The following is a 16,137-nucleotide window of genomic DNA, read 5'->3' on the forward strand; positions in this document are numbered from 1 at the left end:
TCACACTAACTTACTCTCTCATCTTAAAACGCGTAACTCATAGCCAAATTAATAGAGCGCCCCTGCCCTGCTAATTGGTTAAAGCCCTGTGACATATCTTGTTTAAACTCAGCAATACTTACGCCGCCCAGTGGTAATTCATAATACTCATCAAGCAGGTTGGTAATATCAACACTCACAGTCAATGCATCCCAACTGGCTTTTGAGCTTAAATTAAGTAAATGATACTGCTCGGTTTGGTTTTCTAGGCGGTTGCTATCTACGCGGGTTTTACTATCGACCCACTGCCACGTGAGTGCGTTTTCAAAGCGGCCTATTTGCTGGTTAATCGCAAATTGGGTTTGCAGTGGCTTAATTTGATAAAGCGGCTGATTGGTATCGTCGCGCTTACCACGGGTATTGGTAATGTTAGCTTTTAACGACCAACTACCATACTGCTTAGACTCGTGCAGAGTAGTAACCGCATCTAGCTTTACTCCATAAAGCGTGGCATCTACGTTATTAAACATAAGTACATTACGAGTATTGGCAGCAAGCGCTGTGCGGTTAAAGCTTCTTACTCTGTTGACGTCAATATAATCATTTACATCGCTCACCCACGCATTAGCACTGATACGCCAGCTGTCGTCTTTAGCCATACGGGTATACGTAGTGCTAAGCGTATGTGCGGTTTCAGGTTTAAGGGCAATGTTACCAATATAGCCATTACCATCGCCGTACCAACCTATCATGGTGGTGGCCATATTTCCCACCCCCCAACTGTAACGTTCGTATAAATTAGGTGCGCGATTTTTACGAGCTAAACCAATTTGTAACTCGTCATTATTGCTTAGTTGATAGTTAATCAGCACGTTTGCATCGACTAGGTTGTCTGTTTGTTTTTTGTTCTGACCATTAAACTCTTTAGCGGCCATTGCATCGCTTGGCATCGCCATGGTCATCGCACTCATAGCGGCCATACCTGCGTTGTATGCTTGTACATCGTCGGTATTGGTTATTACATTTTCAAATCGAACGCCTGCATTTAACCACCAGCGAGTATTTAGTTGGCTTTCATATTCAGCAAGCAGGGCAATACGCTGACGCCGGCCGTTATTAATATTGTTGTAGTCATTTGGCCCCATCATCATTGAGCCTTCAACCGCAGGCCACCAATCATCAATATTCATATAATGGTACTCTTGGGCGAGTAATAACTGGCTGTTGTTATCAAGCGCTAATCGCCATTTTAACTGAGTGCTTATATCTTCGGCGTCGGTTTTCATTGGCATTTTTCCGGTTTTTTCTGCGCTGAAAAAGCCCATTTCATGCTTTACGCTATGCCAATTTAACTGCGCTTCAAGCTCACTGTTTGTAAAAGCACGCTTATACTGGGCAACAGCGCCATAGCTGGTGTTATCTGTCATATCCATATATTGGTTAGCAAAGCCTTGATAGGGTATTTTTTGATGGCTTAGCTTAACAACTAATTGTTGCTTATCATCGCGCATGGCAGCACTTAAACTATGGTTTTGCGCGCGGTACAGGGTATCGAGCACTAAATCGCCGTTACCATCTTCATAACTGTTAGCATCGCTAAACGCACCTTGATAATTAAAACTGAATACGTCGCTGGCAATGCGCATGCCCGCGCCTACCTTTTTGCCGTTATCTAGCGTATTGTATTGGGCTGATACGTAGCCAGAGTGCCAGCCAAGTTGCTTGCTTTCACTGTACTGAGGTGAAATAGAATTAACCGCGATCACCCCTGCAATATTATCGCCTCCCGCGCTTACCGGAGAAATACCTGCAACCACTTTGTAGCTACTAATTTGATTGGCTGAAATATACGACAGTGGCGGGTTCATTTGATTGGCACAGGCGGCGGTGATTTGCGCTCCATCGACCAGTACCGCCACTCTATCGCCCATTAAACCATTTAAAACAGGTAAGTTAGCCATGCCACCGGCGGCTGAAAAGTCCACACCTAAATCAGTTAATAACGATTCAGATGAACCTAACGATAGGTGTTTGTTTTGTGCTTGACCGTGTACTTCAATCACTTCAATTGAGGCGTCATCTGCAAAGGCAACAGGCGATAGTACGCCACTTATAACAAGTGCCAAAGGCGATACTAAATAGGAGGTTAGGGGATTTTTTTTATCAGTCATTATTGATTTACCACAAAAATTTTGTGGGTAAATTATACGTGCTGCGGCAAGTTAAAAAGCGCGACATATTGTCGCACTTTGTTAATTTTTAACCCTGTTCGTCATCAAAAATGTCTTCTATTTTAAGTTTAAACAACCTTGCGGCCTTAAAAGCCAGTGGCAAGCTGGGATCGAACTTGCCCTTTTCAATGGCATTAATCGTTTGGCGCGATACATCCAACAGCTCGGCCAACTTTGCTTGAGTGAAATTATGCTCGGCTCTTAACACTTTTAATCTATTTTTCATTCATCACCTGCGCAATAGTGTTTATTAAGCACATACACACTAATTAAATACACCGCCCCCATTAAAAACATTAAGTCGGGTATTTGCGCTTTAAAATCAATTAAACCACTCAATTGTAAATTGGTGTATGCCAGCCCGCCTACTAACACTGCACCTAAGGTAAACCCCATGGCACTGAGATGTATTTTTTGCATTAATTCATCCATGCCTTGCAAATAGCGCTTGTTGGCTAAAATCATCCCTACGCCAGCAGCCAAATTTATAATAATAAAAAAGCCACTAATTAGCGCTGAACGATCCCAGATTAAAGTGGGGCCAAAGCTGCAAATAGCTAAAGTAAAAAGCCACATTAAGGTCCATTTAGCTAGGTAACTGGTATTTTTAATTTGGCGTTGTTTTAAATTTAATTCTGCTTTCATTGCCTTTATCCTGTTTTTAAAAGTAATGTTTACTTTACAAATATCATTCATACCTTACAAAAAGTCAAGTTAACATTACATTTTAAATTTAACACTGCTTATTTTTGATTACGTTAATACTTTGCTGAACTTACTTAACCATCCTTTGGTTGGCTTAAGTTAAATTTTATTCATCTTAAATTATGGTTTAGTCCATGACGAAAGAGAGCTTTTAATTTAAAATGCACGCCTCTTTACTCCTCATTTCCACATTCAACTAAATAAGCGTGTGTGCTTTATTTTTAAACGCACTGGCGTTTAGTTTGTTATTAAATTTTATTTATTATCTTCAAGGATTTATATGGCCGTTGATACTACATCGCCGTCGGGTCAGCCCAATAGAACCGCTATTTTAATTGTGCTGGCGTTGGGTACTTTTATTTTAGGGTTATCTGAATTTTCTATGATGCCTATGTTGCCATTAATTAGTGAGGCTTTTGGCAGTACCCCGTCACAAAGTGGTTATGCTATTAGTGCTTATGCTCTTGGGGTGGTGGTTGGCGCACCCATTTTAATGCTGGCAACGGCAAATATGCGAAAACGACGAGCGCTATTATTATTTTTAAGCTTAATGTGTATTTCAAACAGTTTAAGTGCATTAGCGACCTCGTTAGAACAACTGGTGCTGTTTAGGTTTTTAAGTGGCCTTCCCCATGGCGCTTATTTTGGTGCCGCGTTATTACTGGCCTCTGATATAGCACCGCAAGGAAAACGCGCTAGCTTTATGTCAAAAGTGTTTATGGGCTTAACCATAGCCACTATCGTTGGTGTGCCGGTGGTGACATTGGTTGGGCAAAATCTTAGTTGGCGTTATTGCCTCGCTGCGGCTGGGATGTTGGCGTTTATTGCCTTTATTTTTGTGTATAACATGGTGCCCAATGTTAAAAACACCCATACCTCAAACTTACTCAACGAATTAGGGGTGCTAAAAAACAAACTGGTTTGGTCAATATTAGGGATTGTTATTATTGGCTTTGGTGGCGTATTTTGTATTTATACCTATGTGGCCGATACGATCTTAGAGGTCACTCAGAGCGCGCCCTATACAATTTCAATTGCTATGGTGATGTTTGGTATTGGCTCTACGCTCGGTAATTACGTACTAGGTAAAGCTGCCGATAAATCAGCGATAAAAACCACCGGATTTACGCTTGCCTCTACCATTGTTTTTGCATTTGCATATGTCAGTGCCAGCTATAATATTTATCTGCTGTATGCGGTTATATTTTTTATTGGCTGCAGCTTAGGGCTATCAACCTTAGTGCAAACGCTATTAATGGATGTATCACCTGACGGCCACGCCATGATTGGGGCATTAGTGCAGTGTGCGTTTAATATTGCAAATGCTATTGGCCCTTGGGTTGGCGGCATTGCTATTGCAAAAGGAGCAGCGCCAAATCAAACAGGCTATGTTGCTGCGGCTTTATTTTTAGGTGGGCTGTTAATGTGGCTGCTTAGTTATATACAAATTAGCGGCAACAAAACTAAACAGGCACAGCCTTGTTAATAAAAACAAAAAGAGCCGCTAAGCGGCTCTTTTTACATTTTACTCTTTAGCGTATTAAACGCTAATAGATGACATATCAATAACAAAACGGTATCGCACATCAGAGCGTTCCATACGCTCATAAGCGGTGTTAATTTCGTCTATGTTGATCATTTCACACTCTGGCAGTACGTTGTGCTCACCACAAAAATCAAGCATTTGCTGTGTTTCTGCAATGCCGCCAATTAACGAACCAGCCACACGACGACGACCCATTAAAAGAGGAACTGTGTTTAGCTCATCTACTGGGCCTACTTGGCCAACAATAACCAAGGTACCATCGATATCAAGTAGCGGTGTGTAAATTGATAAGTCATGCTTTACAGGCACGGTATCAATAATGACATCAAACGCTGACTGCGCATTTTTCATTTCATCATCATTGTTTGATACTAAATAATGCTGTGCGCCGAGCTTAATTGCATCTTCTTTTTTAGACTCTGTACGACCAATAACAGTAACGGTTGCACCCATTGCTACTGCATTTTTAACCGCCATATGACCTAATCCACCAAGGCCTACCACAGCAACACGGCTACCTGTTTTTACACCCCATTTATGTAACGGAGAATAAGTAGTAATACCGGCGCAAAGTAACGGCGCCACGCGCGATAATTCTAAGTTTTCAGGCACTGATAATACAAACTCTTCGCGTACTACAACGTGTTTAGAGTAACCACCTTGAGTCATTTCGCCGTTAACTCTATCGGTCCCGCTGTAAGTACCGACCATGCCTTCACGACAAAATTGCTCTTCGTGATTATCACATTGGTCACAGCTTTGGCAGGAGTCAACCATACACCCTACGGCAACGGTATCGCCTTGTTTGTATTTTTTTACATCACTACCGACTGATATTACTTTACCTACAATTTCGTGCCCAGGAACTAATGGGTAATTACTACCCCCCCAGTCGTTACGCACTGCGTGTAAGTCTGAATGGCACACACCACAATATAAAATTTCTATTGCTACATCGTTATTTCGTAAATCGCGGCGCTCAAAAGAAAACTCTGTAAGCTCAGAACCTTGGCTTTTTGCTGCATATCCGACTGTTTTCATAATAACTCCATAGTTTATTAAAAATCATCCACAGTATGCACTGTCAGCTATGAACATAAGCTGATCATGTGCAACTGCAAATAGCCCTGAAAAACGCAAGGGCTGTTTATTAGTATTCAATTATTCCACAACAACAGCATTTAACTCGTCAATCAGTGTTTTAATACGCTGTGCATTTTTACCTAAATCACTTTTACCAATGCGTGATTTACTGCGTATATCGACCACGCGTTTACTGCCTTTATCGTTAATACGAACCACAACATCGTCTTTAAAACCAAACCATGTTGTGGTGTCTGTCGCTTCAACAATGCCATTATTAACATCGCTACTAACCAGTTCCCAACCAAGGTTTTCCATGGCTTTAGTGATTGCTGCCACCAGCTCTGTTTGGGTTTGGTTGTACTCGAGCGGTTTTAGTTCTGGGTACGCTTCACGTTGCTGCGCTGCCGTTTCTTCACCCGCGTAAGCAACAGGGTTAGGTGCATCAGCACGTAAAGGCACAACCGCAACAAACTTAGGTGGGTTAATTAAATCGGTAGAAATATCATGAATTGGCGGAACACTTTTTGCTGTATTCATCATGTTAATCGGCATTGCAATAGCAACAGCTGCAAAAATAACCGTGACCACTGCACTGGTTAGGCTCACTGTTTTACGCATGAATAGCACTTGAACTAATAATAAGGCTAATGCTGCACCACCTACATAAACGCCTAATCTAAAACCGGCAAAGGCAGTACCTAGCTCAACCATATTAAATTTATAAAGAGGCCCCGGTAATACCACCATTAAAAATGCGATAAGCCCAACTAAGCTCACTAAATGTTTCATTGCCTACTCCGTTTTTGTTATGTCGTTATTGTTTTTTAAACAGCTTTATACTGTTAACACTCCAATTTAGATTACTATGACCGATAAGTATCTATAAAGTCATAATTTATTGCCCTTTTAAAGTAGATAACTTGACTCCTTGGTAAAAATCAACAAACTACGGGGGTAAAATTATCAGGGTATTATTATTTATGAAAACAGAGATTAGTTATCGATTTGAATCATCCCAAGTTGCAAACCGTTTTTTACACGAATTAAAAGATTGGCCAGTCAATGACGTAAAAACACGTCTTTTTAATGGCGGCGACAGCGTTAAAGTAAGCTACGAATATGATGAAAGCGGATTTGATTATACCGTTGCCGAACTTGATGATTTAGCAGAGCAACATGGCGGACAAGAAGTATCGAGTTAAGATACTTATACCTACGCTCAATAGCCACAACACACTTTGTAGCCATGCCTGCATTGTAAACTTTAAGCTTACAAAGTTATGTAGCAATAGGTATTACACAACGTATTAAAGACCCCATACCCACTTTACTTTCTACCTCTATAGTGCCATTGTGCTCTTTAAGTACATTGTAAACTATAGCCATTCCCATACCAGTGCCTTGGCCTACGGGTTTAGTGGTAAAGAAGGGATCGAACATTTGTTTAAGTGTATCAGCGTCCATTCCACAGCCGTTATCTGCCACCTCTATGTAAATATTGTTTTCATTGGCAAACAGCTTAACACTTATTTTTCCTTGCTGATCGCGCAAATCGTCGCAGGCGTGTTTGGCATTAATTAATAAGTTTACAAACACTTGTTTCATCGATGATATATTACACCGTGTTAGAGGTAACTTTTCAATGTGTAACTCTATAGCACATGCCCCTAGCTGGTTGTCGAGTAGTTTTAGTGTGCTATTGAGTGAGTCTGTAATATCTGCCATTGCAGTTACGTTGTCTTTTAGGCTTGCAAAGTCAACAAGGTTATTAACAATATGAGCGATACGTTCTAATCCCTCTTGGGTATCATCAACTAAGTCATCAATATCGTCCACAATAAAGCTTAAATCGTTCTCTTGATTGAGCTGAACTAAAATAGACTCTAACTGCGATACTGAAATCGATTTATCTATAAACTGCTGAGCAGCCTTCATTAACGTAACCATGACAGGCTTTATAAACTTTATACTTTCAATATTACTGGTTACGTAAGCAAGCGGGTTATTGATTTCATGAGCGACCCCAGCAGAAAGCGTGCCTAAAGTAGCCATTTTTTCACTTTGCATTAAGGTTATTTGTTGGTTTTTAACCGTTTCGAGCTTTTCTTCCAGCTCTTGATTAACAATAAACAATGCCCGTGTTTTGTCTTCTAGTAGGGTTTCTAATTGATCTCTGGCTGATTTTTCGCGCAAATACGCTTTTTTATAATTGTAGTCGTCTTCAGCCATGGGGAGTCTCATATTTTATTTCAATTAAACACGAATCAAACCCATCATGCATACACTGGGCATGATTAAGTTTAGCATCAACCCCATAATGAGCCGCAGCACCAAAAATAAGCCCTTCGGCGCACATACAAAGCTGTCGCTTAGAGTTGTAACGCATTAAAATAAACCCGTCTTCAATAATTTGGGCGTCAATTTCAGGTAAATTAGGCTCATGATAAAGCTTAGCTACTTCAACATGAATTACTTTATCAATACTAATAATGAGATCAGCAAAACAATTAAAGTTAGCAACAATGCTTGGATGACGTGCCTTTAAGTGAGAAAATAAATACTCTCCAAAGGCTTTTAATACCTCTGGCATAGACATAGAAAGTGCAGTTGCTACATCTTGTGCTAAACCAACTATTTCTTCATCTGGATAACTTTCTGCAGAAATATAAACACGACCCTCCGGTGCATTTTTTTCAAGTAAGTCGTCCCATGCTGCCATGCCACATTTTTCAATAACCAGTGCCTCAAGCCCTCTAAAGATAACGCCTTTCATGCATGTTCCCTCTATTATCACTTTTAGATTGTTAGCTGCATCTTCAATTAGTTACAAACGCTCGCTACCTTACTGCTCATATGTACACTAGCGTAGTAAGCCTTACTCTGTAAAATGTCAGCATTAAAGTAATAGTAGTTTAGTCGCTTGTAAAACGCCCAAAAATGTTCGTTATTTGCATGGTCAACGTTTAACATTAAGTGACATTAAGGAAGCGTGATCACATTCTGCTTTTTACTCTATTGGTGGCAACGCTATTGGCAGGATCGTCTGGCCAAAAATGTTTGGGGTAGCGCCCTTTCATCTCTTTTTGTACCTCGCGGTAACTACTATTCCAAAAATGTGCTAAGTCTTGGGTTAACTGTAGTGAACGCTTGCCTGGCGATAACAACTCCATTAGCAATGCTAATTTACCGTTAGCTAGCATAGGTGTACTGGTTAAACCATATACCTCTTGCATGCGCACACTAAGCTTGGCAGGTCCATCAAGTTGGTATTCAATTTTTATGTTAGAGCCACTTGGTACTGTTAGTCGCAGTGGGAGTAAAGATTTTAGCTCGCTTTGCTGTTGCCAATTAAAACAGTTTTGTAGTGCCTCAAAATAATTAAACTTTTTAACTTGCTCAAGGGTTTTAATATCTTCAAGGTATACCCCTAACCAATCACCTGCTGTTTCAATGAGCTGCTGCTGATTAATAACAGGAAACTGTTCTGGCATCAATTTGCTGGCTAGGCACATTCTAATAAGTAACTGCTCACTTTCTTTTTGCTCGTTAAACAGTGAAAAGCCCTGCTTGGCAAACACACTAAGCCATGCTTTGGCACGCTCTGTTTTATCAAGCTTATGTTTACTTGGTTGGCTGCTAAGGGTAATTTCTCCAAGTTTTACTTCATCTTGATGAATAAACCTAGCGGCTTTTTCATCAAACTCGCAGCGAGTCAACTCAGTGAATAAATGCGGTAAATACTCTTTAAGCGCTAATGGATTTAGCGTCGTGGCTGCAAAAACTCGCCCGCCTTTGTGTCCGCCCATACTGGCAATAGCTATATATTCGTCATTATGCCAGTAGTCAGGGTTTAGCTCGGCCCCTGCGCCATTAGCAAGTAAGTAGCCATTACCGCGTTTTTTAGCGATGCGATCTGGGTAGGCAAGCGACACTAATAAGCTTAAATGATCGGTGTTTAAATCTGTTTTGCTGTCGGTAAATTTTAAGCGTTTTAACCAATAATTTAATTGTTGCTTAAACACAGGATGCGGACGCTGCTGTTGACTATGCAGTGCTAGGTTGAGCTCATTGGCAGTGCTAACTCGGCTTTCTAGTAAGGCGACTAAATAAATAGCTAAGCGATAAATCCCACTTAACTGTGGTTCTAGCATTTGCGCTTTTAATAACATGTGCGCTAGGCGAATATCGGCACCAAAGCCCAACATTTTACTCCCCAGTGCGGTGAGCTTACCGTGGCTATCTATCGCTTCAAGCATAGATAATAAATTGGTAGCTTGGTTGCATTGTTGCTCACTCGGCGGGTCAAGTAAGGTGAGTTCACTAATGCTTGCGCCCCACTGCTTCGCCTCAAGCATCAGTTGGCTAATATCTGAGGTAAGAATATCAGGGTTATCGTGGCTGTTTCGTCGCTCAAAAGTTTGTTTTGAACCTAAACGATACACAACCCCTGTTTCTATTCGTCCTGCACGCCCTGCGCGTTGTACTGCCGATGAACGAGATATACTTTGAGTCGTCAGCTCAGTTACACCGGTTTTTAAATTAAAGCTGGCTGCACGGCGCTTGCCGCTATCAATCACAATTCGAATGCCTTCAATGGTTAAGCTGGTTTCGGCAACATTGGTGGTCAATACTACTTTTCGCATCCCTTGAGGCGCAGGTGCTATTGCAGCTTGTTGATTGGCTTTATCTTGCTCACCAAATAAAGTGGCGACTAGGCAGTTACTAGGTAAGTCGCTCAATGCTTGTTGCACGCGCAGTATTTCTCGTTGGCCGGGTAAAAATACCAGCGCACTGCCGGTTTGCTCATTGAGTGCTTGTTTTATTATTGACGGGATAGCATCAAGCCAGCGGCTTTCATCTTTTATTGGGCAATATATTTCGTCAATCGGGTAACTTCGCCCGCTTGACTGAATAACTGGGCAATTAAAAAATGCGGTATAACGATCGCTATCGAGGGTGGCCGACATCAGCATAATGGTTAAATCTTCACGTAGCGCCGCTTGCGATTCTAAAGCAAAAGCCAGCGCGGTATCTGCTGCGATAGAGCGCTCATGAAACTCATCAAAAATCAGTAAATCAACATCACTGAGCTCAGGGTCATTTTGTAACATGCGTGTCAGCATGCCTTCGGTGACTATTTCAAGGCGCGTGTTCGCACTTACTTTACTCTCACCTCGCACCCGTAAACCGACACTTTGCCCCAGCGTTTCGTTTTGGCAATGCGCTAAATAATTGGCAATATTACGTGCAGCTAAGCGCCGAGGCTCCAACATCACTATGTGTTTATAATGCCCATCGCGCATAAGCTGTAATGGCAACCACGTTGATTTACCTGCACCAGGCGGCGCTTGCAGTAAGGTGATTGGATTGGCTTTTAATGCATCAATGAGTGAGTTATATATTTCTTGAACCGGCAGCACGCTATTTACCCTAAATTACTTTGTCGCCATTGTAGCAAAAATTAGCAGTTATTTATGTAGGGTACGACTATGTGCTTGGCTTATCATTTCATCTAAAACTTTAGCTTCTTGTTGCTGCGCTTGGCTTTGAAAAGCACGGTGCCTGTTGCTTACTATCCCTTCTATGCCTTTGGTAAAGCTCATTTGCTTAAAACAAGCTTGCTGTTGACGTAATTCATCTTGCTGTGAATCATGAATCCGCGCTTGTTGCTGCGCTGACAAACCAGACAAAATGCGTTTCATCCCTGATAAATTTTGTAAGCTTAGCGCCGAGCTCATTTGCTGGTTTTTATCCATACTGTTTATGTGCTGCTGTAGCTGCGATAGTCGCTGCTGCTCTAAGTTACTTCTTTGTTGTAATTGAGTTTGCTCGGCCAGCATTTTATCTAATTTTTGTTGTTGTAATCCTAAAAATTTATTAAGCATTCAGTTCACCCATCACTGCATTTAACTGATTCACTGACTGTGAGAAATCCACTTGTTCGTTCAATCCTTGGCATAAAAATGATTCGATTTTTGGATACAAATTTACCGCACTGTCGAGTTCCGGATCTTTACCTGCCTGATACGCCCCTAAAGGTATAAGCTCATGTACTTGCATATAGCGGCTATAAAGTTTTTTCAATTTATAACAAAAGCTCAATTGCTCATCGCTCACTATATTTGGCATCACTCGACTAATCGATGAACCAATATTAATGGCCGGATAGTGGCCCTTTTCGGCTAATGTGCGATCCAATACTATATGGCCATCAAGAATTGCTCGGGCATTATCGGCTATTGGGTCTTGTTGATCGTCGCCTTCAGCTAATACCGTATAAATGGCGGTCATGCTGCCTTTGCTTTTTTCACTATTACCAGAGCTTTCAACCAACTGGGTTAATTTACTAAATACCGATGGCGGGTACCCTTTAGATGCGGGCAGCTCACCTACCGATAAGCCAATTTCACGCTGTGCTTGCGCATAGCGGGTTAATGAGTCCATTAATAGCAATACATTTGAGTTTTTATCTCTAAAATAGGCCGCCAGCCTATGACTAAGCTCGGCGGCTTTGATACGCAATAAGGGAGAATCGTCTGCTGGGGATGCTATTACAATGGCTTTTTTTAGCCCTTCTTTACCTAAGCTTTGCTCAATAAAATCTTTTACTTCCCAACCACGCTCACCGACTAGGCTTACAATGACTACATCGGCCGAGGTAAAGCGGGTCATCATGCCAAGTAATTTACTTTTACCTACACCCGAACCTGCAAATAACCCTAAACGCTGGCCTTTACCTACACTAAATAGGCTATTAATAGCGCGAATACCCACATCTAACGGCTCGGTAACGCCTTTGCGCTCCAGTGGCGTTAAAGAATAATCGTTACTCAATTTACAAGCACCCATTGTGCTGTCTTGTTCAAGTGGCCCTAGGTTATCAATGGGTTGCATTTGCGCATCAATTACTCGCCCCAATAACTTTTCTGAAATAGCCACATGGCTGTTTTTTATAACTGGTCTGACTCGCCCACCAGAATATAAATTTTGTATTTTTTTCAAGGGCATTAAATAGGCTTCATCTTGATTAAAACCCACAACTTCAGCGTCATACCAGTGACCGTCAACACTCTCAACTTGGTACTTTTCGCCCATAGCGAATTGCCCACCCGTCGCGGTAAGTGTTAAACCATTGACTCGTGTTAAACGACCATAGCTTTTAACTAATTCAGGCGGGGTTAGCGCTGTCAGCGCAGATTTTAAACTAGTGTGTAGGGGGTTAGTCATGTGGCTGCGCTTTGAGTATTTCAGGTATCACTTCATCCAGTAAGCTTTGTAGGCGCTCTGAAAAAGAAAACCGATGTGTTTGTTGCTCTGCCACCAGTTCAACGTCTCCACTGATCAGAGCCTCATCAAAGTAAACCGGCACCGAAAATTCAGCTAAACGTGCATCATTAAAGCTGTGGCGATCAGCCCCTGAGATCATAACTTTTGTTACTACATCGCGATTGCTAAGCAAGGTAATGGCTTTTTCAATCAGCTGCGAGCGTATTTCGGGGCGTACTTTTAGCTCGCAGTCAATAACGTGCTCTGCTAACCTGCTTATCATCAAGACAATGTCTTGTTTAAACTCATCATTAAAGTTGAGTAGTTCGTTATTCGCTTTGTCGAATAAAGTGTTAAAACGTTCAATAAGCTGTGTTTTTTGCGCTTCAAGACGCTCAGCAACACGCAACTCTATTTGTTGCTCCATTTGCTGCTCTAATTCGCTTTGCTTATTGGCAGCCCCTTGCGCGAGCCCTTCTTCATAGCCCTGCTGTAAACCAATACGCTGAGCAGCATCTAAACGCTCTTGCAGCGTTTGATGTTGCTCATTTTTATTTAAAGTGGGAAACCTGAATACTTGACTCATAGCTAGCCTGCAGTCTCTTCTTCAAATAAGCGATATTCAATATCACCTTGTTTGCTCATGTCTCTAACTATCGACATAATTTCTTTTCTGGCGGCAATGACTTTGCTCAGTGGTTGTGCGCTTAAACCGTCAATTTGCTGTTGGTACACTTGCGCTAAACGTTTAGGTAGTGCACCTAAAACACGCGCTAAAAACTCACTGTTCACACCCTTTAATGACATCGTCCATAACTCATCAGGAATGTCATTAAGTAGCAAGGTTAATGTCTCGTCTGTTTGCTTAATTAAGCTGTCAAAATCGTACATTTTTTCTTGTATTTCATCAGCCACGTTAGTGTTATGTTTTTTCATTAGTTCGATAATTTGACTCTTATTACCGTTATAACGATTCATAATTTCAACTGCTTTATCGACGCCATTGACCTGCGCGCCCACTTGGCGACCAACAAATTCAATACACGACTCAAGCGTTAAACGTACATCATCAATAACGTGTTCACTCACTTCACGAAGACTCGCAATACGATAAAGTAAGTCATCGTGTTTAGATTCTGGAAACAGCACAATAATGGCAGAGGCTTGCTCTGGCGGTAAAAAAGCCAAAAACAGCGCTTGCATTTGCACGTGTTCTTGCTCTAAAAAGCGCACGATAAGTTCAGGCGGGATCCACTCTAAACGACGTAAATCGTCATTCATGGCGCCACCATAAATATCATCAAGCATAGTTTTGGCAAGCTTTCTACCGACGGCTTTATCGAGTGCTCGTTCTAAATACACACGCGATGCACCATTGACGCCACTTTCATTGCGATAGCAATCAAAAAACTCACTCAAGGTGCCTGCAACATCCTGTTGAGTAACGTTTGAAATTTTAGCCATGCGCTCAGAAATAGCCTGCACTTCACGGCGGCCTAATTTACGAATAACACTGGCGGCGTTTTCCTCGCCCATACTTAGCAATAAAATAGCGGCGCGATCTAACGCCGGTAATTGTGAGCCTTTATCAAGCTTTTCTTGATTCAATTTCAACTCCTTGTTCTACCCAATATTTTATTACCGATGTGACACGCTCGGTTTCTTTATTAGCAAGTAACTGCATGTGCGCTATCTGTTCTTCAAAGTCATTGCCTATTTGCGGTAACGACATATTTTGATGTTCGCTTGCGCCCTCTTTGGCAGTTAAGTTTTCTATTTGCGATTTCGCATTAATGGCTTCATCAAGCGGACTACTTTGTCTTTCTGTTGCAGAGGCTGACTTAACCTCATTATCTGTGGTTGCTATGGCGTTGTTTACTTCGTTACTTTTGCCTTTAATTAAGTGATTAACTAAAGGACGCACGCCAAATAAAATCAGCAATAAACTAATTAAAGTACCAACAATATAACGGGCATACTCTTTAAGCTCTGGCATTTGCCACCACTCAAGGCCTTCACCTGGGGCAAGTATTTTTTGTTCTACAAAGGCAAAGCTAGTTATGTTGAATTGATCGCCGCGTGCGTCGTTAAACCCCGTGGCTTTTTTTACCATTTCACCTAATGAAGCGAGCTTTTCTTCACTCCAGCCATCAGCAGTGCCTGCTACTTGCTCATTAATAAGTACCGATAAGCTCATGTTTTTAATTCGGCCTACTTCAAATTGGGTGTGAGTGACTGAGCGGCCATTTTCAAACTGTCGCTTGCTCTCACTTCGTTGTGAAGTACGCTCGTTGTTTTCATCTTCAGCTTGTTCATTGGGCACTGGTGGCTCATTAGCTAAAGAACCCGGAATGCCCGCCGCCAGCTGATCCATGGTGCTATCAGATTTAATAAACTCTTGTGTTAATACATTTTGTGGGTCAACCATTTCACGGGTTTCTTCTACCACGCTAAAGTCAACATCACTTGAAACCTGAATTCTAAAATTACCTTCACCCAAAATTGGCAACAACATTATAGAGGCGCGTTGCTCTATATTGCGTTCAACTTTTTCAATAAAGGCGAGTTTTTTATCGGTTTCTTTACCCACTGGCGTAGTATCGAATAAATCGCCACTGAGTAATTTACCGCGCTGATCCACCACCGACACAGAACGAGAATCAAGCCCTGGCACACTGCCAATAATCAGTGCAATAATGGCTTCCACTTGTTCCGGTTTAAGCTCATGGCCTGGCGCTAAATCAACCATCACAGACGCTGCAGTTTTTTGCTCAGTACGACCAACAAACAAGCTGCGCTTGGGAACTGCTAGATGCACGCGCGCATTGCGAATACCTTGCATGTTAATAATGGTGCGCGCCAGCTCACCTTCTAAGGCATGCTGGTATTGCATAGATTCGATAAATTGACTGGTGCCCATAGACACTTTATCGCTAATATTTTCAATTCCCTCAGGCATAGAGGCTTTTATTCCTCTGGCCGCAAGCGTGATACGTGCATCCGCCAGCTTTTCTTGAGGAACCAAAATATTGCCGCTATCGGTATCAATGCGAAAAGTGATTTGCTCTTTATCTAAAATCTCTAAAATATTGGCTTTATCGTAGCTTTCTTGGTTACCGTAGAGCGGCACGTAGTTTTTAGCCGATGTCCATAAAATAAGGACTATGGTTGCCGCTACTAATGTCGCTAGTAGAGCAATGGTCGCGACACTTCTGTCACCTGAGCTGCCAAAATTTAATTTATTTGAGAGATTAACCACTCTTTCTTTTAGGTTACTCTCATTTTGCTCAGGTACTTTTGTTAATTCTCCTTTCATATCAGCCT

15 protein-coding genes are annotated in these 16,137 nt (G+C 41.8%); 2 read left to right on the forward strand and 13 right to left on the reverse strand.

What is annotated here, in order from left to right; genetic code table 11:
• Positions 1 to 23: 23 nt before the first annotated feature.
• The 3 genes from A9479_RS08010 to A9479_RS08020 form a co-directional block, all read right to left on the reverse strand.
• Positions 24 to 2,150 (reverse strand): TonB-dependent siderophore receptor, encoded by a 2,127-nt coding sequence (locus tag A9479_RS08010; protein WP_064663144.1) that lies wholly within the window; start codon positions 2,148 to 2,150, stop codon positions 24 to 26.
• An 88-nt stretch (positions 2,151 to 2,238) separates the two neighbouring features.
• The gene (locus tag A9479_RS08015) at positions 2,239 to 2,436 is read right to left on the reverse strand and encodes a helix-turn-helix transcriptional regulator (RefSeq protein WP_013464415.1); all 198 of its coding nucleotides are present in this window, start codon (positions 2,434 to 2,436) and stop codon (positions 2,239 to 2,241) included.
• Positions 2,433 to 2,855 carry a hypothetical protein gene (locus tag A9479_RS08020; RefSeq protein WP_231893555.1) on the reverse strand — a complete coding sequence of 141 codons (423 nt, stop codon included), beginning with the start codon at positions 2,853 to 2,855 and terminating at the stop codon, positions 2,433 to 2,435. The genes A9479_RS08015 and A9479_RS08020 overlap by 4 nt, the downstream gene beginning before the upstream one ends.
• 340 nt (positions 2,856 to 3,195) lie before the next feature.
• On the opposite strand from A9479_RS08020, the gene A9479_RS08025 reads away from it, so the two are divergent.
• On the forward strand, positions 3,196 to 4,401 hold the full coding sequence (locus tag A9479_RS08025; protein WP_064663146.1) for an MFS transporter: 1,206 nt from the start codon (positions 3,196 to 3,198) through the stop codon (positions 4,399 to 4,401).
• A gap of 54 nt (positions 4,402 to 4,455) precedes the next feature.
• On the opposite strand, the gene A9479_RS08030 is transcribed toward A9479_RS08025, so the two are convergent.
• Entirely contained in the window at positions 4,456 to 5,502 is a 1,047-nt protein-coding gene (locus A9479_RS08030; protein WP_013464412.1) for an NAD(P)-dependent alcohol dehydrogenase, read from the reverse strand.
• 120 nt (positions 5,503 to 5,622) lie between these two features.
• Positions 5,623 to 6,336: a DUF1499 domain-containing protein gene (locus tag A9479_RS08035; protein WP_064663147.1), complete on the reverse strand. Its 714-nt coding sequence runs from the start codon at positions 6,334 to 6,336 to the stop codon at positions 5,623 to 5,625.
• Positions 6,337 to 6,527: 191 nt separating this feature from the next.
• Between A9479_RS08035 and A9479_RS08040 the strand changes: the two genes are divergently transcribed.
• The gene (locus A9479_RS08040; protein ID WP_008108632.1) at positions 6,528 to 6,749 is read left to right on the forward strand and encodes a hypothetical protein; all 222 of its coding nucleotides are present in this window, start codon (positions 6,528 to 6,530) and stop codon (positions 6,747 to 6,749) included.
• Between the two features lie 76 nt (positions 6,750 to 6,825).
• Here A9479_RS08040 and A9479_RS08045 read toward each other — a convergent pair whose 3' ends face one another.
• From A9479_RS08045 to fliF, 8 genes are all read right to left on the reverse strand, one after another.
• Positions 6,826 to 7,776, reverse strand: a complete 951-nt coding sequence (locus A9479_RS08045; RefSeq protein ID WP_064663148.1) for a sensor histidine kinase — start codon at positions 7,774 to 7,776, stop codon at positions 6,826 to 6,828.
• On the reverse strand, positions 7,769 to 8,320 hold the full coding sequence (locus A9479_RS08050) for a heme NO-binding domain-containing protein (protein WP_028835430.1): 552 nt from the start codon (positions 8,318 to 8,320) through the stop codon (positions 7,769 to 7,771). Before A9479_RS08050 ends, A9479_RS08045 begins: the two co-directional genes overlap by 8 nt.
• A gap of 220 nt (positions 8,321 to 8,540) precedes the next feature.
• Entirely contained in the window at positions 8,541 to 10,967 is a 2,427-nt protein-coding gene (gene hrpB, locus A9479_RS08055) for an ATP-dependent helicase HrpB (protein WP_064663149.1), read from the reverse strand.
• A gap of 48 nt (positions 10,968 to 11,015) precedes the next feature.
• Positions 11,016 to 11,432 (reverse strand): hypothetical protein, encoded by a 417-nt coding sequence (locus A9479_RS08060; protein WP_064663150.1) that lies wholly within the window; start codon positions 11,430 to 11,432, stop codon positions 11,016 to 11,018.
• Complete coding sequence (locus A9479_RS08065; protein WP_064663151.1) at positions 11,425 to 12,774, reverse strand: FliI/YscN family ATPase; 1,350 nt, start codon at positions 12,772 to 12,774, stop codon at positions 11,425 to 11,427. The genes A9479_RS08060 and A9479_RS08065 overlap by 8 nt, the downstream gene beginning before the upstream one ends.
• Positions 12,767 to 13,399 carry a FliH/SctL family protein gene (locus A9479_RS08070; RefSeq protein WP_064663152.1) on the reverse strand — a complete coding sequence of 211 codons (633 nt, stop codon included), beginning with the start codon at positions 13,397 to 13,399 and terminating at the stop codon, positions 12,767 to 12,769. The genes A9479_RS08065 and A9479_RS08070 overlap by 8 nt, the downstream gene beginning before the upstream one ends.
• Before the next feature lie 2 nt (positions 13,400 to 13,401).
• Positions 13,402 to 14,421 (reverse strand): FliG C-terminal domain-containing protein, encoded by a 1,020-nt coding sequence (locus A9479_RS08075; protein WP_064663153.1) that lies wholly within the window; start codon positions 14,419 to 14,421, stop codon positions 13,402 to 13,404.
• Entirely contained in the window at positions 14,402 to 16,129 is a 1,728-nt protein-coding gene (fliF, locus tag A9479_RS08080; protein ID WP_064663154.1) for a flagellar basal-body MS-ring/collar protein FliF, read from the reverse strand. The genes A9479_RS08075 and fliF overlap by 20 nt, the downstream gene beginning before the upstream one ends.
• Positions 16,130 to 16,137 lie beyond the last annotated feature (8 nt).

It is taken from the genome of Pseudoalteromonas sp. MQS005 (assembly GCF_001661605.1).
Lineage (GTDB): Bacteria > Pseudomonadota > Gammaproteobacteria > Enterobacterales > Alteromonadaceae > Pseudoalteromonas > Pseudoalteromonas tetraodonis.

Bases quoted from the DNA above. Each gene is read 5' to 3' on its own strand.
- A9479_RS08010 (WP_064663144.1), bottom strand. From the start codon at position 2,150: ATGACTGATAAAAAAAATCCCCTAACCTCCTATTTAGTATCGCCTTTG.
- A9479_RS08015 (WP_013464415.1), bottom strand. From the start codon at position 2,436: ATGAAAAATAGATTAAAAGTGTTAAGAGCCGAGCATAATTTCACTCAA.
- A9479_RS08020 (WP_231893555.1), bottom strand. From the start codon at position 2,855: ATGAAAGCAGAATTAAATTTAAAACAACGCCAAATTAAAAATACCAGT.
- A9479_RS08025 (WP_064663146.1), top strand. From the start codon at position 3,196: ATGGCCGTTGATACTACATCGCCGTCGGGTCAGCCCAATAGAACCGCT.
- A9479_RS08030 (WP_013464412.1), bottom strand. From the start codon at position 5,502: ATGAAAACAGTCGGATATGCAGCAAAAAGCCAAGGTTCTGAGCTTACA.
- A9479_RS08035 (WP_064663147.1), bottom strand. From the start codon at position 6,336: ATGAAACATTTAGTGAGCTTAGTTGGGCTTATCGCATTTTTAATGGTG.
- A9479_RS08040 (WP_008108632.1), top strand. From the start codon at position 6,528: ATGAAAACAGAGATTAGTTATCGATTTGAATCATCCCAAGTTGCAAAC.
- A9479_RS08045 (WP_064663148.1), bottom strand. From the start codon at position 7,776: ATGGCTGAAGACGACTACAATTATAAAAAAGCGTATTTGCGCGAAAAA.
- A9479_RS08050 (WP_028835430.1), bottom strand. From the start codon at position 8,320: ATGAAAGGCGTTATCTTTAGAGGGCTTGAGGCACTGGTTATTGAAAAA.
- A9479_RS08060 (WP_064663150.1), bottom strand. From the start codon at position 11,432: ATGCTTAATAAATTTTTAGGATTACAACAACAAAAATTAGATAAAATG.
- A9479_RS08065 (WP_064663151.1), bottom strand. From the start codon at position 12,774: ATGACTAACCCCCTACACACTAGTTTAAAATCTGCGCTGACAGCGCTA.
- A9479_RS08070 (WP_064663152.1), bottom strand. From the start codon at position 13,399: ATGAGTCAAGTATTCAGGTTTCCCACTTTAAATAAAAATGAGCAACAT.
- fliF (WP_064663154.1), bottom strand. From the start codon at position 16,129: ATGAAAGGAGAATTAACAAAAGTACCTGAGCAAAATGAGAGTAACCTA.